Here is a 22,896-nt window from a genome sequence, read left to right on the forward strand (position 1 = left end):
CGCTTAACCCTTACAGGGCGTTAAGTTTTGCACGCACATCGTCACAACTGCCGGTTTCCCCCAAGCGAGGAAAAATGCGTTTAATGCTGTTTTCGTGCGTATCGCTATTTAAATCCGTCATCGCATCGACCGCTAACGTGACGTTGTAACCTAATTCGTAAGCCTGACGTGCCGTCGACTCTACGCCGATACTGGTGGCAATACCGCAGATAACCACCTGCGTAATACCGCGTTTTTGTAGCTGATCATGAAGCGTGGTTTGATTAAACGCGCCCCAGGTGTGCTTAGTGACGGTGATATCGTTGTGTTGCGGTGTCATCGCCGGTACCAGTGTGGCCCAGTTTGCCGGTAATTCGCCCTGATGCCGGGGGGATTCGGTTCGGCCCGGTGCGCCGCCCGCGACATTCACAATCACGACAGGCAGGTCTTTTTCACGAAAGGCGGCCGCCAGGGCTGCGCAGCGTTCAATAACCGGCTGTGGCTCATGCACAACCGGCAGCGCAACAATCCCCTCTTGCAGATCGATAACAATCAGAGCGGTTTTCGCATCAAGTGTGGTTAAAGCCATGGTGAGTCCTCTGGAAACAGTATAAGAAGTATGGCGCAGGCTGATGCCGCTACGCACCGCCGGTTCGCCGCCAGTGCCCGAACAGGCGCGCCATACAGGGGGAGGCAATTATAGCGTGCCGGGCAGCGCTGAACAGGCGCGGGTCGTTTCAATTTGTAAGTCAGGCTGATTAATGGGCAAACCCGATCCGGTGCTCAGCGTCGCTCGACATAGTGAATCAGGCTGTGAAAGCGCAGGCGCGTATCCAGCGGATTGCGATAACTGTGGGCCACGTCCGCGCGGAACTGAAAGGCCTCGTCCCGCTTCAGCCGCCGCCAGGTATCAGCAATGCCCAGCAACAGCTCGCCTTCCAGCACCACCACCTGCTCGATCACGCCTTTTTCATGCGCGGCAGAATCACTCTGCGCGCCTGGTGCCAGCTCAACGGCAAGCAAATCAAAGCGTAGCCGATCGTCATAAGGTAACAACGGCGTCACCGCCATCTGCGCATTGTGCTGGCGATAACGGGCCACTTCCCCTTCGGCGATGGGCAACTGATGAACAAAAAACGAGAACGGGACATTAAAGCCGGTGGCGATTTTCCACAGGGTGGCAATCGTCGGGCTGGACTCGCCGCGTTCAATCTGCCCCAGCATCGCCTTACTGACGCCTGTTTTCTCGGCGGTTAACGTAAGGCTCCAGCCATTGGCTTGCCTCAGTTGTTTCAGCGCCTCGCCAAGATAGTGATGCAAATTTTCCATATTGTCTCCTGCATAAGCGCATCAGTGTAGCACTTGTGCGTTATAGCGCACTATGCGACGATGTGCGCTATAACGCACAAGAGGAAGAGACTATGTCACTGCGCCATCCGCCGTTTCCCGTTACCCTGCCTATGGTGGTGTCAGGCTTTGTCGCCGTGCTGGTCGGCTACAGCAGCACAGGTGCGATTGTTTATCAGGCCGCCCAGGCGGCTGGTGCGCCGCCTGCGCTGATCGCAGGCTGGTTCTCCGTCATTGGCATCGCAATGGGAATCGCCTCAACGGGGCTTTCCCTGGCTTACCGCATGCCGGTGCTGGCCGCCTGGTCCACGCCGGGGGCGGCCTTGCTGGCTACCAGCCTGCCGGGCACGTCTCTCAATGAGGCCGTGGGCGTATTTGTTTTTGCCAATGTCCTGATTGTGTTATGCGGGGTCACGGGCCTGTTTGCCCGCCTGATGAATCACATCCCGGCGTCGCTGGCGGCAGCCATGCTGGCGGGCATTTTACTGCGCTTTGGCTTGCAGACGTTTAGCGACTTCGCCGTGAACTTTCCCCTCGCCGCCACGATGTGTATGAGCTGGTTACTGGCGCGCCGCTGGTTGGCCCGTTATGCCATTCTGATCACGCTTCTGGTCGGTGTTACCCTGGCGGTAGCCCAGAACAGTCTTCATTTTCCGGCGCAGGCTGCCCGTTTCAGCCTTCCTGCGCCTGTCTGGCCGTCGTTTTCACTGCACACGCTTATCGGTATTGGTCTACCCTATTTTTTAGTCACCATGGCGTCACAAAATGCGCCCGGCGTCGCCACCCTACAGGCACACGGCTATCGTCCGTCGGTGTCCGGGCTCATGAGCTGGACCGGATTACTGGCGTTGATTCTGTCGCCGTTCGGCGGATTTTCGGTGTGTGTGGCGGCCATTACGGCAGCGATTTGTATGGGCGAAGAGGTCGATCCCGATCCCCGTCGTCGCTGGATTGCCGCGGCAGTGGCCGGCGGATGTTATCTGTTGGCTGGCGTGTCCGGTGCGCTGATTGCGGTGCTGTTCAGCGCACTGCCGGCTGTAATGGTGCACGTAGTGGCGGGCCTGGCGCTGGTGACGACCCTGGGCGGCAGTCTGCAACGGGCACTGGCAGAGCCTGCTGACCGCGACAGCGCGCTGTTGGCTTTTTTAATCACGGCGTCGGGCGTGACGCTTTTAGGGATCGGGTCCGCGTTTTGGGGATTAGTGGGTGGCGTTATCGCGCATCTGTTATTAAAACGTAAAACAGCGTAACATCATCTGGGCATTGGTTATTTTCCCGGCAGCGGGCGAAAAAACCACGCATTTGACCTCTTTTTCTGCGGTTTGATTTGCCATTGCCCCACGTAAAATCACCGTAATTGACGATAACACGCGATCTTCTGCCTCAGACAACGACCGATAAGGGCCTAACAGGTGGCAAAAACTTTTCTGCGCAGCGGCAATCTGGATGCGGTTCTGGCTTTAGGTGAGAACGGCCAGCCAGTATTTACGTCCGCCCTGCAAATCCGTGAGACCCTGCGTTTGCGCCGCCAAAGCGCACTGGCAGACTGCCTGGCGATTCCGCAAACCAATGAACGTGGCGACCGGCTTGACTGGTACGCCCCTTTTTCCGGCAAAGTCAAATCCTGGATGGCCGCGAGCGATTATGAACGCCGTCAGGCGTTGCAACATCTCACTGCCTGCCAGCAGGATCTGCAGGCCATTAGCGCCCGCGCCCGCGAGGCTGCCAATCCGGCCATGCGCCTGTTTGGCGCGCTACTCGGCAAGAGCCTGCAATTCCCTAATCAGCAATATGTTTATCTGGTGAACGGTAAACCTGTCATCACCTTTTGGGGATTTGTGGATGCGCAGGAGCGCAACCGTGATGATGCACTCGCCTGCCTGCGTGAAAGCCTGGAGGAGTCGCTGCCTGCTTCGCTGGTCGAACTGCCACCCGAACCTGTTGTGCCGCCTGCGCCCGAACCGGTGGTGGTGCCCGAACCCGCCGTGGTGGTACCGCCGGTCGCAGAGGTGCCCGCGCCTGAGCCGGAACCTGTACCAGAGCCTGTGCCCGTTCAGGCCGCGCGTCGTCCGGCTTTCCGTCTGTGGTATCTGATTCCGACGCTGGCCGTTGCCGCAGCGGCCGCGACGGCGGTTATCCTGCATATGCCGCAATCGGAGCCCGTCACGCCGTCCGCCCCGGTCGCTCAAAACACCGCCCCTGTTGCCGCCATCAGGCCGGCAGCCATGGTGCCGGCTGAAAAACTGGCTGACACTTTGCCGCAGAAACCGGCCGCCGTGGTAGCGGGTGCGCAAACCGCCGCCAGCGCTGCGCCTGTGCCTGCAGCGGCACCGTCTGCGACGCTTTCCAACGTGGTTGCGCCTGCGGTGCCCGCGAAACCCGACGATCTGGTGGTGACACCGGATGCCGTACGTGATGGTCAGGTTCAGGTGATTGACGGACGCTGGCGCGTAGAGATCGAAAACATCAAAACGCCAACCGGTAAACCCCCTGTCATGCACTTCCAGTTTAACAATGGCAAGGGCAGCGTACAGATCAACCAGGGGAACACCACCTGTAAGGCCGATGTCACGGCGGCGATGACCAGCGCGGGTAACATGGTGATAGAAAGCCGCTTTACCGCCCGGTGCGCGGACAAATCGCGTTACCGTATGCCGATGTTAGTGTGTCATTCCAGCATTGGCGCCGCCGCCTGCGAAGCGCAATACACCGGGGATCGTGTGTATCCCATTACGATTAAGCGTGAGAGTAAGTAACTATGTTGGCTCCCCTGATCGATGATAAGCAAAAAATTTCTCTGATTGAGAACAGCGGCGTGCAGTTCCTGGATTTTGGTCTGCAACTCTCCGCAACCCAGGCGCGCCGTCAGTTTGTGCGCCAGACCGCAAATGGCCCGTTACTGCGTCTGAATATGGACGGTAACAGCGGTAAATTTTTACTTTACCCGCAGGACGGTGGCGCACCGGAAGTCGTGCGTCCCGAAACCGATATCGCGCTGTCCGACTCCCTGACCTTACTGGAAGCCTGCTGGCTGCCGCTGCCAATGCTGCGTTGCGCCTCAGGTCGTCGCTTTATCGGCGGCCCGGAAAACTGGGCGCGCATGCGGTTAGTGGCGCTGGAAAAACCTGACAGCGCAGGCAACACGCACCGCGTTACGCTGGCGTTTGATACGCGCTGCGTGGCGGAAGAAGATGGCGGCGAACAGTTGGGACTGACGCCATCCGACGCACAGAACGGCGTTACCTTTGCCCTGGCCTGGCACAACTACGAGTTGGGGGAATTTCTTGATCACACCTGGGTAGATGGCTGGCTGCGCGAATCCTTCACCGACCGCGTGTCCGATCGCCGTGAACAGGCCATCAGCCAGGCGCTACGTGAGTTTGAATATCAGGCGCACTACCTCAACCTGCTGGAATTGCTGGGCGAGCAGCTTAACCTCACGGAGATTCACATCCAGGCCGCCACGCTGCAAACGCCAGCCGTCAACGTGGATATCATTCTTGACGTCGGCAACTCGCACACCTGCGGTATTCTGGTGGAAGACCATCCGGAAGAGAGCAACGGCCTGAAGCAGACCTACGAGCTGCAGATGCGCGATCTGTCTCAACCACATCGTGTGTATAACGAGCTGTTCGACAGTCGGCTGGAATTTGCCGAAGCGCGTTTTGGTAAAGCCAACTTTTCGCTGGAAAGCGGCCGTGAGCAGGCCTTTATGTGGCCTTCACTGACCCGCGTCGGACGCGAAGCCAGCCGCCTGGCCTTGCAGCGTGCCGGCCTGGAAGGCAGCACCGGGCTGTCCAGCCCGCGGCGTTACCTGTGGGACGAAGCGCGCTATCAGCCGGGCTGGCGCTTTAACCAGCAGAGCCCACAAGGTGAACCGCAGGCCTGCGCCGCCCCTTTCACCTCACTGATGAATGACGAAGGTCAGCCGCTGTATGCGCTGCCGCTGGATGAACGCCTGCCGGTGTTCTCCGCTCACTACAGCCGCAGTTCACTCATGACGTTTATGCTGTGTGAGCTGCTGGCCCAGGCACTGATGCAAATGAACAGCGCGGCACAGCGTCAGCGCATGCCGCAAAGTCATGCACCGCGCCAGCTGCGTCATGTGATTCTGACGCTTCCGTCCGCCATGCCAAAACCTGAACGTGAAATCTTTCGTCGTCGCATGCAGGAAGCGATTGCGCTGGTGTGGAAAGCCGAAGGCTGGCATCCGGCCGACGAGGAATTTACGGCGGAGACGCAGGCGCAAAGCAGTAAACCCGTGCCGGACGTGCAGATGGAGTGGGATGAAGCCACCTGCGGTCAGATGGTGTGGCTGTTTAACGAAACCCAGGTGAACTTTGCCGGCCGCGCAGAAGACTTCTTCAGCAGCATGGCGCGTCCGGATCGTCCGCGTGAAGCCGATGAGCAGCCCGGCAAGAGCCTGCGCATTGCCTCTATCGACATTGGCGGCGGCACTACCGACCTGGCGATTACCCAGTACCGTCTCGATGACGGCCAGGGCAATAACGTCAAAATTACGCCGCGTCTGCTGTTCCGTGAAGGCTTTAAAGTGGCCGGCGACGATATATTACTGGATGTGATTCAGCTGTGGGTGTTGCCGGCCCTGCAACAGAGCCTGCAGAAAGCCGGCCTGACGCTGGCCGAACCGCTGATCAACAAACTGTTTGGCCACGACAGCCGGATGGACGGTCAGGCGACGCTGCGGCAGCAAGCCACGTTGCAGGTGTTTATTCCCCTGGCGCAGGCGGTGCTTGAACGTTACGAGAACTGGGATCCGCTGGAAAGCCATGCCGAAATTAATGCGCTGTTTGGTGAGCTGGTCGATCAACGTCCGGCAGACGCGGTGCTGGCGTTTGTTAATGGCGAAATCCAGCGTGAATTAGGCGGCAACAGCCGCTTTGACCTGCTTGAGGTGCCGCTGGTGGTCAGCATGGCGCAGCTTCACGGCGAGTTTATGCAGCACCGCATGGCGATCATTCCGGCACTGCGATCTATGTGTGAAGTGGTCTCACTGTATCAGTGTGACGTCCTGCTGCTGACCGGACGGCCCTCACGCTTCCCCGGCATTCAGGCGCTGGTGCGTCATCTGCAACCGCTGCCGGGCAGCCGCATTTTGTCGCTGGAAGGCTATCACACCAGTGACTGGTATCCGTTTAACAAACATGGTCGTATCGATAACCCGAAATCCACGGCCGCCGTGGGCGCGATGTTATGCCTGCTGGCCCTGGATTTGCGCCTGAGCAGCTTCTGGTTCCGCGCGGGGGATTTCGAGCCCTATTCCACGATCCGTTATCTCGGCATGCTGGACGAAAACCAGGCCCTGACCGATGAGAACCTGTGCTACAGCGACATCGACCTGGACGATCCCGCTTTCTCGCTGGATCGCAAAAGCAGCTTCCGGATTCGTGGCAACGTCTGTCTGGGCTTCCGCCAACTGGATAATGAACGCTGGCCCGCGTCGCCGTTGTACAGCCTGACGCTCAATGATGCCGCGCTGGCGCGTAAGGTTGCGGGTGAAAGCGTGCTGCGCGTGAAGCTGGCGGTGAAGGCCGGTCCGGATGCGCCTGGCCCCGAGACGTTGGTGTTAAGCGAAGCCCGACTGGACGATGGAACGCGCGTTCCGCTTGAACATCTGAGCCTCAAACTGAATACTCTCTCCGCCACTGGCAATGCCAATGCGCAATACTGGATTGACAGCGGGAGTGTATGTAAACGATGAGATCGGTTAAACCCCGCCAGCCGCAAACGCTGGCAAAACGCCTGAGTTTATTGCAGGACGCCCTGAATGGCAGCCTGGCATGGATTGAAAACACCCGCGAACAGTCGCCCCGTCTGGCACTGGAAGCCGAAACCCTGACCCTGCAGTTACGTCAGGCCCGTGTGCAAACGCAGGCGCTGGCGCAGCAGGTGGCCCGCCCCGTCACCTTAGCCCTGTTTGGGCAGTCTCAGGCAGGCAAAGCCTGGTTGTTAACGGAGATGGTCGCCGATGCCCAGGGACAGTTAATCACCGCGCTAAGCGACAAGCCGGTTAACTATTTTCAGCATATCAACCCGGGTAACCTTGATTTCGCCACGGCGACGCGGTTTACCCATCAGCGCGAGCCGCTGTCGTCGGAGTGGCCGGTTGAGCTGGCCCTGATGAGCGAAGCCGAGGTGCTACGCCTGGCGATTTCGTGTGGCGAAGGCGTCAGCCAGCCCGATACCGCAAACATCGACAGCGTGATACAACGTCTGCAGCGTCATCGTTTAACGACGCCACTGCCTGGCCTGGAGAGCGATGCGCTGGTTACGCTCTGGTCATGGTGCCGCCGCCATCATTTGTATGATGCACAACTGGATCGGCACTTCTGGCCTCAGGCGGTTGAACTGGCCCCGTGGCTGAGCGTCGACGATCGGGTCCAGTTGTTCTCTCTGCTCTGGCCCGCCGAACCGGCCCTGAATGAGCTGGTGCGGAGCTTGCTGCATCTGCGCCACCAACTGCGTAACAGCACACGCGTGCTGGGGCCGCTTAGCCTGTTAACCGATTCGTCTCTGCTGCCTGCCGAACAGCTTATCGTCCCGGCCAGCGAACAGGATCTCTCGCTGCACATTGAGATCTGCCCGTTAAACGGAAACCGCCTGGCCAAGCCGCAACATGTGGCGCTGGGATTACTGGCGCTGCTGACGCTGGAGGTGACGATTCCGCTCAGCTCCACGCCGCGCACCGCGATCTATGACGAAGCGGACATGCTGGAGCTGCCTGCACCCGGTACGCCGAGTGATGCGGCGCTGCGGGAAGAACGCCAGCGCCTGCAGCAGCAGGATGCGCTGCGCGCACGGCTGCTGGAGCACAAACGTACACTGCTCCCCGGCATCTATGCCGCCCGCCAGGGCATCGATTTGCTGCTGATCTGCACCGCCGCCAGCCAGCGTCAGGATGTGGATATCGCCAGCCGCGCCCTGCGCGAATGGCAACGCCTTCAGCCAAAAAACGACGCGGGTGAAAAACCGCGTCTGATTTGGGCGATCACGCCTTATGATGCGCGCCATCAGCAGGTGAATGTGGATGAGGCGGTACAGCGTCAGGTCGGCCAGCCGGGTCAGCAATGGGGTTCCATGCTGGCACTGGATCGCGCCGGTGTGGATCGCATGTCCGAATGGTTACAGGATGAGATGCAGCCAGAGGCCCGCCGCGATCAGCTTATCGCGCAACTGGCGCAGATTCAGCACATGGTCGTTGAACGTCGGCTACAGCCCTGGACCGAAGCCGGTGCGTCGCCCGATCAGGCGGCGCGCAAGCAGAACATCGCGGATACCTTGTTGAAATGCCTGCAACATCGCACCGGTTTGCATGGAGAACTGCTGGAGCGGTTGCAGCCTTCCCGTGAAGCCCTGCGTCAGCTGTGGCTGAATCAGTCGGGCTCATCCGTTCCTGCCGCCACCACCAGTATTCAGGCACCGGAGAACCAGTTTGGTATCGGTTTTGAGTTCGACCTGTTCAGCGATGCTGAAATTGAACAGCCCGCGCCTCAGCAGTCCAGCTTTGGCCAGGGCCTGACTCAGTTCCCGCGCCAGGTCTTCAGCCTGTGGCTGAACCATCTGCGCCAGTTGCCGGAAAATCAGAGCCTGCTCACGCTGCTGAATATCGACAAAGCCACGATGGAATGGTTAATAGAAGAACTGATCACCGCCAGTTTCCGCACCGGTATCCTGCAGTCGCTGCAAACCGCCCTGCATGAACCGGACGCGCAGAGCATGTCGCATGAGTCGCGCGCCGATCGTCAGGTGACGCGTGCCATGACGGTATTGGGGGATTTCGTCGCGTGGCTGGGCTTCCTGCAGCGTCCGGAAGCGGAACGTCCGGCCAGCCGGGTTAACCGTGGCCAGTCGATCTTCTCACGTCCGCCTGCGCCGAGTGTGAATTTCAGCGCCGGTCAGCGACTGACAAAACTGTCGGCTACGCCAGCAAACCACACGGCGTACTACATATATGACTGGCTGGTGGGCCTGAACACGGTCATTATCGAAAACAACGGCTATACCGGTGGGGGCGATCTGCCGGTCAGCGCGCGCGAAGCGCTAGCCGACCTGCTCAAACCGCTGCGTAACTAAGCGTATATCAGGCGCAGTTCGCCACTCAGCGACTGCGCCGCCTCTTCCAGCAACGCCAGAACCGGGGCCAGATCCGCGTCGTGCCGATCGGCATTCAGCAGATAAATCTCCGCCGGCAGGGCCATGCCACCTGTCAGCCAGTCCCAGAGCGCGTCCAGGTTATTGCCGAAGTCGCCGGAACAGTCGCTTTGCGCGGCAAACTGCCGGTAAAAGGCATCGCGATCCGCCAGCTCACCGAGATCAAACCGTAGGCGCAACATCGTTACTGCACCGGCTTAAAACTGCGATAGTGGTCAGTGGAAAGAAACACCAGCCCGTCCGACGAATATACCAGGCGATCCGCCTCACGATGGCCACAGCGGTAGTTCACATCCGCCTCATACCACTGCCGATCGGAACGTTCAGGTAGCTTTCTTTCGCGGTTGGAAAAGCGATCGCCGCCAATCGCCCGGCCTGGCAGCACGTCACACAGATTGCCCTTCGCAGGATTCCAGCCCAGACGGCGGGCCTGCTTCTTTGTGATGTAGTAATCGGGCAACTGCTGATGCTGTAGCACCCAGCGGGCGACGGTTCGCACATCCGTTAAGGCGGCGATGTCTGCGGCAGAGGTTTTGGCAGGTGCAGACGTCAGATAGGGTCGCAGACCTATCCAGGAGAGGATAAGGATGAGGACTAATCCTAACCACAGTTTTTTTGACATGATGACATCCCTGGAAAACAGGATGCAGATAATAGCAGTTTTCTCAGCGGATAAAACAGCGCGGGCCAGATGACCTGGCCCTGGCGGGGTTTACTGCATTGCAGCCTGCGACGGCACACTGTGACGACGCCACGCACCCGGAGCAACACCATACTGACGCTTGAAGCTGCGGTTGAACGACTGCTGCGAGTCAAAGCCCAGCGAAATGGCTACGTTCAGAATAGGTTCGTTGGTGCTGGTCAGGCGATCCGCTGATTTTTTTAATTTTTTCATACGGATATATTCACCCAGTGGATAGCCTGTGTGCTCTTTAAACATCCGTTGCAGGTGCCATTTTGAGTAGCCCGCGCGCTCAGAAACCGTATCGAGATCGAGGCGTGCTTCAATATTGTTGTCAATCCAGTTAATCAGATCGTGAATAAAAGCGTTACTCATCATTTGTCTTCTCCGGTCGCGACAGCGAACAGTATTAGTATCAGTTGCAGTTACACTTAAAGCGTGACTGACAATGCCATTTAATGCAAGTTTAATTAATACATTAAATGCCGCACATTTTATGGGGACTTACCTCATGCCCTGTCAGGCTGGATACTGGCCGATAAATCATCGCTCATCAGACCGCACATAAAGTGTATCAGTTATTCTTGCAGTTCTCAGACACACAAGCCTACACTCCTCGCGATAAATTGCAACCATAGAAGTTGCAAATATTGGCCTGCGGGCTTTACTTCACTGTTCATCGCGGAATCACAACAATGATAAGCAACTGGGTTCGTCAGGGAGTTACCCTGCTGGGGATGGGACTGGTCATCAGTCAGTTAAGTGGATGTGACACGGGTCAGGCGAACAGCGCCCCGCCGCCGCCGCCCGAGGTGAGTGCGGCTGTGGTGGTGACAAAACCGGTCAGTCAGTGGGACAGCTTTAATGGCCGCATAGAAACGGTTGAAAGCGTCCAACTGCGCCCACGGGTTTCAGGCTACATCACCACGGTTAATTACCATGAAGGGGATGAGGTGAAAAAGGGTCAGGTCCTGTTCACCATTGACGACCGTAGCTACCGCACCGCACTGGATCAGGCGAGAGCCTCGCTGGCGCGTGCGCGGAGTCAGGCCAGCCTGACCCGCAGTGAATCGGCGCGCACAGAAAAACTGCTCGGTACTCAGGCGGTATCACGTGAGATGTGGGAGCAGCGACGCGCCAGCGCCAGCCAGGCGCAGGCCGATGTGCAGGCCGCCGAGTCGGCTGTCGCCATGGCCCAACTGAATCTGGATTTTACCCGCGTCACGGCGCCCATTGACGGCCGCGCCAGTCGGGCCATGATCACCGCAGGAAACCTGGTAACCGCCGGGGACAGCGCCAGCGTTCTGACGACGCTGGTTTCACAAGACAAGATGGTGGTCTATTTCGACGTCGATGAAACCACCTTCCTGCACTACCAGGCCATGGCGCGTCAGGGCCAGCAACGTCATGCCCTGCCCGTCGAGATTGCGCTGGCAGGCGAACAGGGTTACCCGCACCGGGGTAACGTCGACTTCCTGGATAACCAACTCAACGCCAGCACCGGCACCATTCGCATGCGTGCGCAGTTGGATAACCATCAGCGTATCTTTACGCCTGGCCTCTTTGCGCGCGTTCGCCTGCCGGGTCGTGCAACCTTCAACGCCCTGTTAATTGACGATAAAGCCGTGCTGACCGACCAGGATCGCAAATATGTTTATATCGTTGATGCTCAGGGGAAAGCGCAGCGCCGCGACATTAAGCCTGGTGCCATGGCTGACGGACTGCGTATCGTCGAGGCCGGTTTGCAGGCGGGCGACCGGGTCATCGTTGCCGGACTGCAAAAAGTGTTTATGCCCGGAATGCCGGTGACGGCCAAAACTGTCGATATGGCCGCTACCGCCGCTCAATAACCCGAGGTTGATATGGATTTTTCCCGCTTTTTTATTGATCGGCCAATCTTTGCCGCCGTGCTGTCGGTATTGATTTTCATGACCGGCCTGATCGCCATACCGTTATTGCCCATCAGTGAGTATCCCGACGTGGTGCCGCCGAGCGTGCAGGTGCGTGCCGAATACCCCGGCGCGAACCCAAAGGTCATTGCCGATTCCGTGGCGACCCCGCTGGAAGAAGCGATTAACGGCGTCGAAAACATGATGTACATGAAGTCCGTCGCCGGTTCGGATGGCGTGCTGGTGACCACCGTCACGTTTCGTCCCGGCACCGATCCGGACCAGGCGCAGGTTCAGGTACAAAACCGTGTCGCTCAGGCGGAAGCGCGACTGCCTGAAGACGTGCGCCGGCTGGGCATTACGACGCAAAAAATGTCGCCTACGCTGACCTTAGTGGTGCATCTGTTTTCGCCGGGCAGTACCTATGATTCTCTTTACCTGCGGAATTACGCCACGCTGAAAGTGAAAGACGAACTGGCCCGCCTGCCAGGCGTCGGGCAGATCCAGATCTTTGGTGCAGGCGAATATGCCATGCGCGTCTGGCTGGATCCCAACAAGGTGGCCGCACGCGGCCTGACCGCCGCCGACGTCGTCAGCGCAATGCAGGAGCAGAACGTGCAGGTTTCTGCCGGGCAGCTTGGTGCGGAACCGCTGAAAAAGCAGAGCGATTTTCTGCTGTCGATCAACATGCAGGGCCGGCTCGAAAATGAGCAGCAGTTCGGCGATATCATTTTAAAAACCGCTGAGGACGGCTCGTTGGTGCGGCTGCGCGATGTGGCACGCATCGAAATGGGTGCGGGCAGCTATGCGTTGCGTTCGCAGCTGAACAATAAAGATGCCGTCGGCATTGGTATTTTTCAGGCCCCCGGGGCCAACGCGATCGATCTTTCCAACGCGGTGCGAGCCAAAATGGATGAGCTGGCCACCCGCTTTCCTGACGATGTGAAATGGGCAGCGCCCTACGATCCCACTGTGTTTGTGCGCGACTCCATCAAGGCCGTGGTCCAGACTCTGCTGGAGGCAGTCTTTCTGGTCGTGCTGGTGGTGATTCTGTTCCTGCAAACCTGGCGGGCCTCGATCATTCCCCTGCTGGCGGTCCCTGTTTCCGTAGTGGGCACGTTCAGCGTGCTTTACCTGCTCGGTTTCTCGCTTAACACCCTGAGCCTGTTCGGTCTGGTGCTGGCCATCGGCATCGTGGTGGATGATGCCATCGTGGTGGTGGAAAACGTTGAGCGCAATATTGAAATGGGTCTGTCACCCAAAGCGGCGGCGCATCAGGCCATGCGCGAAGTATCGGGGCCGATTATCGCTATCGCGCTCGTGCTCTGTGCCGTGTTTGTGCCGATGGCGTTTCTGTCGGGCGTCACCGGTCAGTTTTACAAGCAGTTTGCCACCACCATTGCCATTTCGACCGTCATCTCTGCCATCAACTCGCTGACCTTATCGCCTGCGCTGGCAGCAATGTTGCTTAAGGATCACCAGGCCGCCAAAGACAGGCCCACGCGCCTGATCGACTGGCTGTTTGGCTGGATTTTCCGCCCGTTTAACCGTTTCTTTCACCGCACGGCCCATGGCTACGAGTCGATGGTAGCGAAAACCCTGCGGCGGCGCGGCGCGGTATTTGGCATGTATCTGGTGTTACTGGCGGGTGCCGGCTGGATGTTCCATGCCGTACCGGGCGGATTTATCCCCACACAGGATAAGCTTTACCTGATTGGCGGCGTGAAAATGCCGGAAGGATCGTCGCTGGCGCGCACGGATGAGGTCATCCGGCAGATGAGCGAAATCGGTCTGCAAACGGAAGGCGTGGCCTATGCGGTTGCCTTTCCGGGCCTGAATGCGCTGCAGTTTACCAATACGCCGAACAGCGGCACGGTGTTTTTCGGCCTGAAACCTTTCAGTGAACGTAAGCGCACGGCGGCGGAGATTAACGCGGACATCAATGCAAAAATCGCCCGTATCCAGCAGGGGTTTGGCTTCTCCATTATGCCGCCACCGATTCTGGGTCTGGGCCAGGGTTCGGGCTATTCGCTTTACGTGCAGGATCGGGCCGGATTGGGCTATGGCGCACTGCAAACCGCGATTAATACACTCTCCGGCGCGGTAATGCAGACGCCGGGCATGCACTTCCCAATCTCGTCTTATCAGGCCAACGTACCGCAACTGGATGTGCAGGTTGACCGTGATAAGGCCAAGGCACAGGGCGTGGCGCTGACGGATTTGTTCAGTACGCTACAAACCTACCTGGGGTCGTCCTATGTTAACGACTTTAACCGCTTTGGCCGGACCTGGCGGGTGATGGCACAGGCAGATGGCGAATTTCGTGACAGCGTGGAGGACATTGCCAACCTGCGTACCCGCAACGATCGTGGCGAGATGGTGCCCATCGGCAGCATGGTGCATATCACCACCACTTACGGGCCCGATCCGGTTATTCGTTACAACGGCTATCCGGCGGCGGACCTGATCGGTGATGCGGACCCTCGGGTACTGTCCTCCGCCCAGGCGATGCGCCAGCTTGAGGCGATGTCCGGCCAGCTGTTGCCGAACGGCATGAACATCGAATGGACCGACCTCAGCTACCAGCAGGCGACGCAGGGCAATACCGCGCTGATTGTTTTCCCGGTGGCGGTGTTACTGGCCTTCCTGGTGCTGGCCGCGCTGTATGAGAGCTGGACGTTACCGCTGGCGGTGATCCTGATTGTGCCGGTTACCATGCTGTCGGCCCTGCTGGGCGTGTGGTTAACAGGCGGAGACAACAACGTCTTTGTGCAGGTCGGTCTGGTGGTGCTGATGGGCCTGGCCTGTAAGAACGCCATTCTGATTGTGGAGTTTGCGCGCGAACTGGAGATGCAGGGTAAAGGGATTGTCGACGCCGCGCTTGAGGCCTGTCGGTTACGTCTGCGCCCTATCGTGATGACCTCTATCGCCTTTATCGCCGGAACTATCCCGTTGATTCTGGGGGAAGGCGCAGGCGCGGAAGTCCGCGGCGTGACGGGCGTCACGGTGTTCTCCGGTATGTTAGGCGTGACGCTGTTTGGCCTGTTTTTAACGCCGGTGTTTTATGTGGCGCTGCGTAAGCTGGTGACGCGTAACGCCGCTCGCCCGGTTACGGAACACGCGCAGTAATGCGTGTGCCCCGACGATCCTGCGGACGTCGGGGCACTGCCTCTCAACGTCAGTATATACAACGCCTGACCCGTGCCCTGGCGGAGCCGGTTAGCATTTATTTTATTTAAAAGGCGTTGTGCGAGCGCGGACGGGATAACTGAGTACGGGTGTTCGTCAGAGACAGGCAGAGAGGACGTGACGGTGAAACCTGCCGATGATGAATGCAACACCCTCGCACGTGATGGTCGTCAGTTTACATAAGACGTAAAAAAAGCCGCATCAGCGGCTTTTTTTGCAGTCGGTATCCGGTTCCGTCACCTCAGGCTCAGGCACGGCGGTGCAGTTGCTGGTGTCGTGGGTTTTCAGCTCATTTAACGCGTCGGCGACGGTGCGCTTCGCGAGTACCGCCAGTGATGCCTGCTCGGCTTCCTCGGCAATCGATTTAAAATACCAGCACAGGTTGGCGCTGACCAGGCAACGCGGTGCCACATCCGGGCGAGCCGCCCAGAGTTTTTTATCATCTGTCACAGAGACATAAATATCACGCAGCGTGATTTCAGCTGCGGGTCTGCCCAAATGAATGGAACCCGTACGACCCAGCGTGGACACGATAATGCCATCACGGGTTAATGGGACCATTAACTTACGTATAAAGCTCGGGTTTGCTTCAAGCCCGTAAGCGAGAATCGCGCTGGTAGAGCGTTTTCCCATTTGCTCCGCCACCGCCACACTCAGAACCATTTGCAAAGCTGTCGGGAAGCGATAATCAAGCATCTTTGTATCCTGAATTGCGGTGCATTCTTGTTGTTATATAGCCGCCTAAGTGAACCAACAAACAGGGATGAATATAACAAACACTGTCACTTTTTAGAAGCAACCCACCCGCCACAAGGCACATATTCCCCACCCGGAAGCCCGCGACCGCACAAGGTGCTTATTTGCCCAGCGGTAGCGGACAGCATTAGCGCACAGATGGCGCTGGCGCTGGAAGCCGCTTTTTCAGTGCCACCACCAGCAGCAGATTTATCACTGCCAGTGTGCACAGTAACCACAGCGTGGCTTTGGGCCCCAACGTCGCAAACACATAGCCCACGCCTAACGGCGTTACCGCCTGCCCCATTAACGCCGGACGCGCCATCCGGCCTGCCAGTACCGCGTACGCTTCAGGTTTTACCATCATCAGCGGCAAAGTGCCGCGCACAATGGCGCGTAAGCCGTTTCCCGCACCGTAAAAGATCATACTTAACAGGGCCAGTTGCGGAAACAGCGCCAGCAACAACAACCCCAGCGCCACCAGCCCCACCGAAAAAAAAGTGGTCCAGATGGGATGGCCCCCTTTAAAGGCCATATCAATGAGACGGGATGCCACCTGGCACGGCCCCAGCAGCGTACTGATTGCCAGCGCCGCCGCCATGCTGTAACCACTGGCCTGCAACAGGGTGATAAGCTGCACCGAAATGGCCGTCATAATCACCGAGGCCAGCGTGAAAATGGCGCACAACAGGTAAAACAAGACTGCGGGCAAATCCGGCGCTGTGCCGGGTGCGCTTTTACGTTTGACGGGTGAGATAAGATGGCCTTTGGGCAAAGCATAAAAATAGGCCGGTAAGACGCTGACCAGCAACAGCGCGGCGATGGCGAAACACGCGCCCCGCCAGTTCAGCCAGTGAATAAGCAGCGCGGTGGCAGGCCAGACCACGCTGGTACAAAAACCGGAAATCAGGGTTATGCCGGTAATGGCGCTGCGTGCCTGCCCACCATAGCGGGTGCCCAGCGTCGCAAACAGCGCATCATACAGCCCCATCGCCATGCCGATACCGATGATGACCCAGGCCAGTAAAAACACCGGTAAGTGATGGCTGAATCCCATAAGGGTAAGCCCTGCCGCCATCACGATGCCATTGAGTGCCAGCATCAGGCGACCGCCCGTGCGTGCAATAAGGTGGCCACAGCGCGGAGCGAGCAACCCAGACACTAAAATGCCCAGCGATAACGCGCCGTAAACCCACTGTTGCGACCATCCGGTTTCTGCTACAACAGGCGCGGCCATGACCGCCATCAGATAAAACGAACCGCCCCAGGAGAGGATCTGAACCAGGCCCAGCGTGACAATTTGCGTGACACCCGGCTTTTTAATCACGTCCATGTTGAGGATCCGTTAGCAAACAAAGTGTTTTTATAACATGTTCAGCTAGAAGGAAAAATGCCGCCGTTGGCTTTACCGCCTTTTTACGCATCCCAACGGTCCGGTTACCCGCACGCCCCAGCGGGATTTCTTCTCCCTGTGGTGGTAGAGCACACGCAGCTAAGGCGATAAGGACATTCAAAATGTGCTGTTGCCCTGCCGCACAGTTAATCGCCCGGCAGGGTGTGAAAAAATCAGCAACCAAAATGAAAAAGGCATGTCCCGCTCAGGCCTGAGCCGAAGCGGGACGCGCGGCGTGATGTCGTTGCCCGTCTGAACCGGCTCGTGCGTTCCGTTAGCACCGGTGGTGAATTCGGCTATTCTGACTCATGGCCTGACAGGACACGGCATAAACAGGAAGATGCCAGGCCGGGCTGGAAAGCCACGCAAGGAGTAAAAGGCTGAATGCACCGCCTTTCAGATATCGACGAACCGGACTTATTAACCCCTATCCAGGAAGCAACGATGGCCCCTTCTCTGCCCCTGCTCGATGCGCAGGATGTCACCTTTTCACACGGCGGCAGACAGCTATTGCAGCCGGTCTCTTTACAGCTGTCGCCGGGCGACGTTGTCGTGCTCACCGGTGCCTCCGGCAGTGGCAAAAGTACCTTCCTGAAGATCCTTGCCTCTCTGTTAACGCCAACGACCGGAGAGATCCACTTTCAGGGCCGCGATATCGCCACGCTCAGGGCCGAGGAATACCGTCAGCAGGTCTCGTACTGTTTTCAGACGCCACAGCTTTTCGGTCAGACGGTTTATGACAACCTTGCCCTGCCCTGGCTACTTCGCCGCCAGACGCCGCCACAGGCGAAACTCAAGGCGGCGCTGGAGAGCGTTAATCTCTCGCCGGATATGCTGAATGCTGCGATTGAGCCCCTCTCTGGCGGCGAAAAGCAGCGTATTGGGCTGCTGCGCCATCTGCAGTTTGTGCCGACCGTGCTGTTACTTGACGAAGTGACCAGCGCGCTTGATGAAGAAAACAGCCTGACGGTACAGTCGCTGATCAGGCGGCTTGTCGCAGAACACCCGATGGCCGTCGTCTGGATAAGTCACGATGTTAACGACATACAGCAGGCGGAGCATGTGCTTCGCCTCACGTCACCTGACAGGGAGAAGATGAATGCATCAGACAACAATAAGTGACAACTCGCTACTGCTGTCGCTGGTTCTGGTCCTGATTGCGTTGCTTATCAGCCAGAAAGAGAAGCTTGGCATGAGCAAAGATATTCTGTGGAGCGTCAGCCGCGCGATCGTTCAACTGGCCATCGTAGGCTATGTCCTCAAGTCGGTCTTTGATGTGAATAACGGCGGGCTGACCGTGCTGATGGTGCTGTTTATCTGCGTCAATGCGGCGCTTAATGCCCGTAAGCGCAGCCGTAACATCGGTAATGCCTTTGTGATTTCGTTCGTTGCGATCGCGAGTGGCACCGCCATTACGCTGACCATTCTGGTCATGAGCGGTGCAATCGCCTTTCTGCCTATGCAGGTCATTCCGGTTTCCGGCATGATTGCCGGCAATGCCATGGTTGCTGTGGGGCTGTGTTACAGCAACCTGAACCAGCGCTTCAGCGACAATGCCCAAAAAATTCAGGAGATGCTGAGCCTTGGCGCGCCAGTCAAACTGGCCTCGCAGCGAATCCTTGCCGACAGCATTCGCGCCGCGATGATCCCCACCGTTGATGCCGCCAAAACTGTTGGTCTGGTGAGTTTACCCGGCATGATGTCCGGGCTGATCTTTGCGGGTGTTGACCCGCTTAAGGCGATTAAGTACCAGATTATGGTTACGTTTATGCTGCTTGGCACAGCCAGTTTATCGACCATCATCGCCGTCTATTTGTCGTATCGTCGTTTTTTCACGGCCCGATCGCAGTTGAAAGTCTTAGCGAAGTGATGTTTCAGGCACCACGTCACGTTACCGACGCGGTGTGTTCTTCACTCATGAGTGGGGTTAAGGGTCAGGCACTGACTGAACGAGATCCCCCCTGTTTGTCAGGGAGAAAATGCGCGTTGCCGCTGACACATCATGCCCGCCTGAGAATACCCTGCGCTTACCGCTGTGGTGTTTATGGCGGCCGCAAGGCGGGCCTCTTTCTTGAGAAGGTGTTTCCGCTCATTCAGCGGGCTGAACAGATGAACGCGGCGAATGAGGATTAAGGTTTTATTAATCTTGCGCGGGGAAAATGGCCCTTGTCCTCTCTTACCACCGAGCCCACGCGCTGATGAATACTTTGCTGGAAACCTATAATCAGGATCTGTTCCTTACCATTAATGCCCTTCCCGGCACGCCCGGCTGGCTCATCGATTTTGCGACATTCAGCGCAGAGTATCTGATCTTTCTGCTGCCGCTTATGCTGCTGATTTACTGGTTTACAGGTGGGCGCGCAGAACGCGAAACCGCCCTGTTTGCCATCGTAACGGCCATCACAGGGCTGACACTGAATTTTCTCTGTTCAGCATTCTATTTTCATCCGCGCCCTTTTATGATTCGGCTGGGTCATCTGTGGATCGATCACGCTGCGGATACGTCATTTCCCAGCGACCACGGCACGCTGTTTTTCAGTATCACGCTGGCATTATGGGCCAGGGGTAACTGGGGCTCCGGTGGCATTCTCACGCTCGTCTCACTGCTGGTTGCCTGGTCACGCATCTTTCTCGGGGTTCACTTCCCACTGGATATGGCAGGCGCGCTCGGTGTGGCGGCCGTAGCCGTGATCATCGTAACCCTGTTCTGGCGCAAAAAAGGCGAAACGCTGCTGTCATGTTGCGAAGCTGTATCAATATGTTTATTCAGCCTGCTCCCGGAACGGATTTATCAGTTGTTCAGCCGACATCCCTAATCCTGCGCCGCTTAACCCCGGTGCCTGAAGGCGGCGAGAGCGCCCGCCAGGCACCGAATAACCTTTTTTGGTTTTGTCACCGTCGGTGACCAGCCGCTTCCCGCCGGTTCTGTCTACGCTGGTGACGATGGTAATGCACTCTGTCCCGCGTGGAGTTGTCACTCGCTTTTTTCTGGTGGACCCCATCGCACCCTGTGCTATCTTCGCCCTGCTCATGCCACAGACCGCACCGTTTCAGAAAGCCTTTTTAGTATGTTGTAACTATAAAGACGTTTGCAGCAGCGCGATCTTTCTGCCACATTGAGCATGTTGTAACTACAGGAGAGACTGCGGTGCGTTATGATTTAGTCACAGATATGCAGCAGTGCGTCAAGGATCTCGAAGAAGCCCTGGGAGCATTACGGCAGCAGATTGAGGCGCAGCCGCTGTTAATCGCCCGGGTCTTCAGTCTGCCCCCGATTGAAAAAGGGCATGAACACGATGCGATTACTCAGATTGCCGTGGAGCAGCACCTGGGCACAGAGGCGCGGGAGCGGGCGCTCAACCACTATTGCCGTCTGTTCATGCAGCACCAGTCAGAAAAGCTCAGCACTAAAGCCGCCGTGCGCCTGCCGGGTGCGCTCTGCATCGAATGCAGCGAGCAGGACGCGCAGCAGCTTACCGCGTTTATCAACAGCATCAACCAGCTGAAAGCCCGTCTTGAGCACATGATCACCGTGGAGTCCGGTCTGCCTTCCGAAGCCCGGTTCGAATTTGTGCATCAGCATTTGCGTGGCTTAATTACCCTGAATGCTTACCGGACCATCACCGCCCTTCCCGCGCCAGAGAGTGTGCGCTTTGGCTGGGCAAACAAGCAGGTCATTAAGAACGTTAAACGGGACGAGATCATCGCCCAACTGGAAAAGAGTCTGAAGGCTGGCCGTGCCCAGGCTCCCTGGACACGCGAGCAGTGGGCGGAAAAAGTGCAGCAGGAACTGGCGGATGTACGCGCCCTGCCCGCATCCGCGCGCCTGAAGATTAAACGTCCGGTGAAAGTGCAGCCGGTTGCGCGCATCTGGCGTGCGGAAGAGAAAAAGCAAACGCAGCTTGCCTGCCCGTCACCGATTCTTGTGCTGTGCCGGGATCGCACCCAGGTGCCAAAGTTAGGTGAGCTGCTGAATTACGATGCGGAGGCAATTACGCATCGCTATAAACCCGCCGCAGAACCCCTGCATTTGCTGATCCCACGGCTGCATCTCTGGGTGGACTGCCCGGTGTGATATCAGGGCCTGTGCAGGCCCTGACAGACCTCACTTACGACTTCATGCTGCCTACCATGTCTTCCGGACGCACCCAGGCATCAAACTCCGCTTCCGTCAGATAGCCCAGCTTCAGCGCCGAAGCTTTCAGCGTTAAGCCTTGTTTATGGGCCTGTTTGGCAATTTCAGCGGCCTTGTCATAACCGATGTGCGTATTCAGCGCGGTGACCAGCATCAGCGACTCGTTGAGCAACTGATCAATACGCTCACGCACCGGTTCGATACCGACAGCGCAGTGGTGATTGAAACTGTCCATCCCATCCGCCAGTAAACGAACGGACTGCAGGAAGTTATGGATAATCATCGGACGATAAACGTTCAGTTCGAAGTTGCCTGATGCGCCCCCCATGTTAATCGCCACGTCATTACCCATGACCTGACAGCACAACATTGTCATCGCTTCACACTGGGTGGGGTTAACCTTGCCCGGCATGATGGAGCTGCCGGGTTCGTTTTCCGGGATAGCAATTTCGCCGATACCACAGCGCGGACCGGATGACAGCCAGCGGACATCATTAGCAATCTTCATCAGTGAAGCCGCCAGGCCTTTCAGCGCACCGTGTGCATGCACCAGCGCGTCGCAGGTGGCCAGGGCTTCAAACTTATTAGGGGCGGTCACAAACGGCTGCTCTGTCAGTTCCGCCAGGGCTTTGGCCACACGTACAGCATATTCAGGATGGGTATTCAGGCCAGTTCCCACCGCGGTGCCGCCCAGCGCCAGCTCGGCCAGATGCGGAATGCTCTGCTCAATATGTTTAAGGTTGTGCTCCAGCATGGCGACCCAGCCGGAGATCTCCTGACCAAGCGTGAGCGGCGTGGCGTCCTGCAGATGGGTACGGCCAATTTTAACGATGTCTTTAAAGGCGTCAGATTTGGCACGCAGGGTTTGCTTCAGGACGTTCAGTTGGGGAATCAGGTGCTCACGTACCGCAATGACCGCCGCAACGTGCATCGCCGTCGGGAAGACATCGTTTGAACTCTGGCTTTTATTAACGTCATCGTTGGGATGCACCAGGCGGGACATGCCGCGCTCACCGCCCAGCAGCTCACTCGCACGGTTGGCCAACACTTCATTCATGTTCATGTTGGTCTGGGTGCCGGAGCCGGTCTGCCAGATCGCCAGCGGGAATTCATCGCTGTGTTTATCCGCCAGCACTTCATCAGCGGCCTGAATAATCGCCTCCGCCCGCTCCGCAGGCAGTAAGCCTAAATCCCGGTTAACGCTGGCGGCCGCGCGTTTGGTCATCGCCAGCGCGTGCACCAGCGCTACCGGCATCTTCTCTGTTGAGATACGGAAATGCTCCAGGGAGCGCTGTGTCTGTGCGCCCCAAAGTTTATCAGCCGGTACATCAATTGGCCCCATTGAATCTTTTTCAACGCGATTGGCTGCCATGAC

The 22,896-nt window shown here is 57.8% G+C and carries 18 protein-coding genes; 10 read left to right on the forward strand and 8 right to left on the reverse strand.

The window, feature by feature from the left end; all coding sequences use genetic code 11:
• Positions 1-10: 10 nt before the first annotated feature.
• Both C7433_RS02230 and C7433_RS02235 read right to left on the reverse strand, forming a co-directional pair.
• Positions 11-568 carry an isochorismatase family protein gene (locus C7433_RS02230; RefSeq protein ID WP_039340433.1) on the reverse strand — a complete coding sequence of 186 codons (558 nt, stop codon included), beginning with the start codon at positions 566-568 and terminating at the stop codon, positions 11-13.
• Positions 569-762: 194 nt separating this feature from the next.
• Positions 763-1,308, reverse strand: coding sequence for a helix-turn-helix domain-containing protein (locus C7433_RS02235; protein WP_033741332.1), 546 nt, complete (start codon positions 1,306-1,308; stop codon positions 763-765).
• Positions 1,309-1,400: 92 nt separating this feature from the next.
• Here C7433_RS02235 and C7433_RS02240 point away from each other — a divergent pair, with 92 nt between their 5' ends.
• From C7433_RS02240 to C7433_RS02255, 4 genes are all read left to right on the forward strand, one after another.
• Positions 1,401-2,576, forward strand: coding sequence for a benzoate/H(+) symporter BenE family transporter (locus C7433_RS02240; protein ID WP_054687768.1), 1,176 nt, complete (start codon positions 1,401-1,403; stop codon positions 2,574-2,576).
• A 162-nt stretch (positions 2,577-2,738) separates the two neighbouring features.
• Positions 2,739-4,082, forward strand: coding sequence for an SrfA family protein (locus tag C7433_RS02245; RefSeq protein ID WP_110267536.1), 1,344 nt, complete (start codon positions 2,739-2,741; stop codon positions 4,080-4,082).
• A gap of 2 nt (positions 4,083-4,084) precedes the next feature.
• On the forward strand, positions 4,085-7,048 hold the full coding sequence (locus C7433_RS02250) for a virulence factor SrfB (protein ID WP_039340438.1): 2,964 nt from the start codon (positions 4,085-4,087) through the stop codon (positions 7,046-7,048).
• Positions 7,045-9,420 (forward strand): virulence factor SrfC family protein, encoded by a 2,376-nt coding sequence (locus C7433_RS02255; RefSeq protein ID WP_058701953.1) that lies wholly within the window; start codon positions 7,045-7,047, stop codon positions 9,418-9,420. The genes C7433_RS02250 and C7433_RS02255 overlap by 4 nt, the downstream gene beginning before the upstream one ends.
• Here the strand turns inward: C7433_RS02255 and C7433_RS02260 are convergent.
• From C7433_RS02260 to C7433_RS02270, 3 genes are all read right to left on the reverse strand, one after another.
• Positions 9,417-9,680: a barstar family protein gene (locus C7433_RS02260; protein ID WP_033741324.1), complete on the reverse strand. Its 264-nt coding sequence runs from the start codon at positions 9,678-9,680 to the stop codon at positions 9,417-9,419. The genes C7433_RS02255 and C7433_RS02260 overlap by 4 nt on opposite strands.
• A gap of 2 nt (positions 9,681-9,682) precedes the next feature.
• Entirely contained in the window at positions 9,683-10,120 is a 438-nt protein-coding gene (locus C7433_RS02265) for a ribonuclease domain-containing protein (RefSeq protein ID WP_006119088.1), read from the reverse strand.
• A gap of 90 nt (positions 10,121-10,210) precedes the next feature.
• Positions 10,211-10,558 carry a helix-turn-helix domain-containing protein gene (locus C7433_RS02270; RefSeq protein WP_006119087.1) on the reverse strand — a complete coding sequence of 116 codons (348 nt, stop codon included), beginning with the start codon at positions 10,556-10,558 and terminating at the stop codon, positions 10,211-10,213.
• Between the two features lie 359 nt (positions 10,559-10,917).
• Here C7433_RS02270 and C7433_RS02280 point away from each other — a divergent pair, with 359 nt between their 5' ends.
• Positions 10,918-12,030, forward strand: coding sequence for an efflux RND transporter periplasmic adaptor subunit (locus tag C7433_RS02280; protein WP_369974374.1), 1,113 nt, complete (start codon positions 10,918-10,920; stop codon positions 12,028-12,030).
• 12 nt (positions 12,031-12,042) lie between these two features.
• Positions 12,043-15,198, forward strand: coding sequence for a multidrug efflux RND transporter permease subunit OqxB (oqxB, locus tag C7433_RS02285; RefSeq protein WP_110267538.1), 3,156 nt, complete (start codon positions 12,043-12,045; stop codon positions 15,196-15,198).
• Positions 15,199-15,459: 261 nt separating this feature from the next.
• Here the strand turns inward: oqxB and C7433_RS02290 are convergent, their stop codons facing one another.
• Both C7433_RS02290 and C7433_RS02295 read right to left on the reverse strand, forming a co-directional pair.
• Complete coding sequence (locus C7433_RS02290; RefSeq protein ID WP_006119082.1) at positions 15,460-15,954, reverse strand: Rrf2 family transcriptional regulator; 495 nt, start codon at positions 15,952-15,954, stop codon at positions 15,460-15,462.
• Between the two features lie 187 nt (positions 15,955-16,141).
• Complete coding sequence (locus C7433_RS02295; RefSeq protein WP_039340446.1) at positions 16,142-17,326, reverse strand: MFS transporter; 1,185 nt, start codon at positions 17,324-17,326, stop codon at positions 16,142-16,144.
• Between the two features lie 504 nt (positions 17,327-17,830).
• Between C7433_RS02295 and C7433_RS02300 the strand changes: the two genes are divergently transcribed.
• The 4 genes from C7433_RS02300 (at position 17,831) to tus (ending at position 21,461) form a co-directional block, all read left to right on the forward strand.
• Complete coding sequence (locus tag C7433_RS02300) at positions 17,831-18,508, forward strand: ATP-binding cassette domain-containing protein (protein ID WP_110267813.1); 678 nt, start codon at positions 17,831-17,833, stop codon at positions 18,506-18,508.
• Positions 18,486-19,256, forward strand: coding sequence for an iron export ABC transporter permease subunit FetB (gene fetB, locus C7433_RS02305; protein WP_058709169.1), 771 nt, complete (start codon positions 18,486-18,488; stop codon positions 19,254-19,256). The genes C7433_RS02300 and fetB overlap by 23 nt, the downstream gene beginning before the upstream one ends.
• A 328-nt stretch (positions 19,257-19,584) precedes the next feature.
• Positions 19,585-20,202 (forward strand): undecaprenyl-diphosphatase, encoded by a 618-nt coding sequence (locus tag C7433_RS02310; RefSeq protein ID WP_006119078.1) that lies wholly within the window; start codon positions 19,585-19,587, stop codon positions 20,200-20,202.
• 356 nt (positions 20,203-20,558) lie between these two features.
• Complete coding sequence (gene tus / locus C7433_RS02315; RefSeq protein ID WP_039341588.1) at positions 20,559-21,461, forward strand: DNA replication terminus site-binding protein; 903 nt, start codon at positions 20,559-20,561, stop codon at positions 21,459-21,461.
• Positions 21,462-21,495: 34 nt separating this feature from the next.
• On the opposite strand, the gene fumC is transcribed toward tus, so the two are convergent.
• Positions 21,496-22,893, reverse strand: a complete 1,398-nt coding sequence (gene fumC, locus C7433_RS02320) for a class II fumarate hydratase (RefSeq protein WP_006119076.1) — start codon at positions 22,891-22,893, stop codon at positions 21,496-21,498.
• Between the last annotated feature and the right edge of the window lie 3 nt (positions 22,894-22,896).

The sequence above is a fragment of the Pantoea sp. PNA 03-3 genome, from assembly GCF_003201175.1.
GTDB lineage: Bacteria > Pseudomonadota > Gammaproteobacteria > Enterobacterales > Enterobacteriaceae > Pantoea > Pantoea stewartii.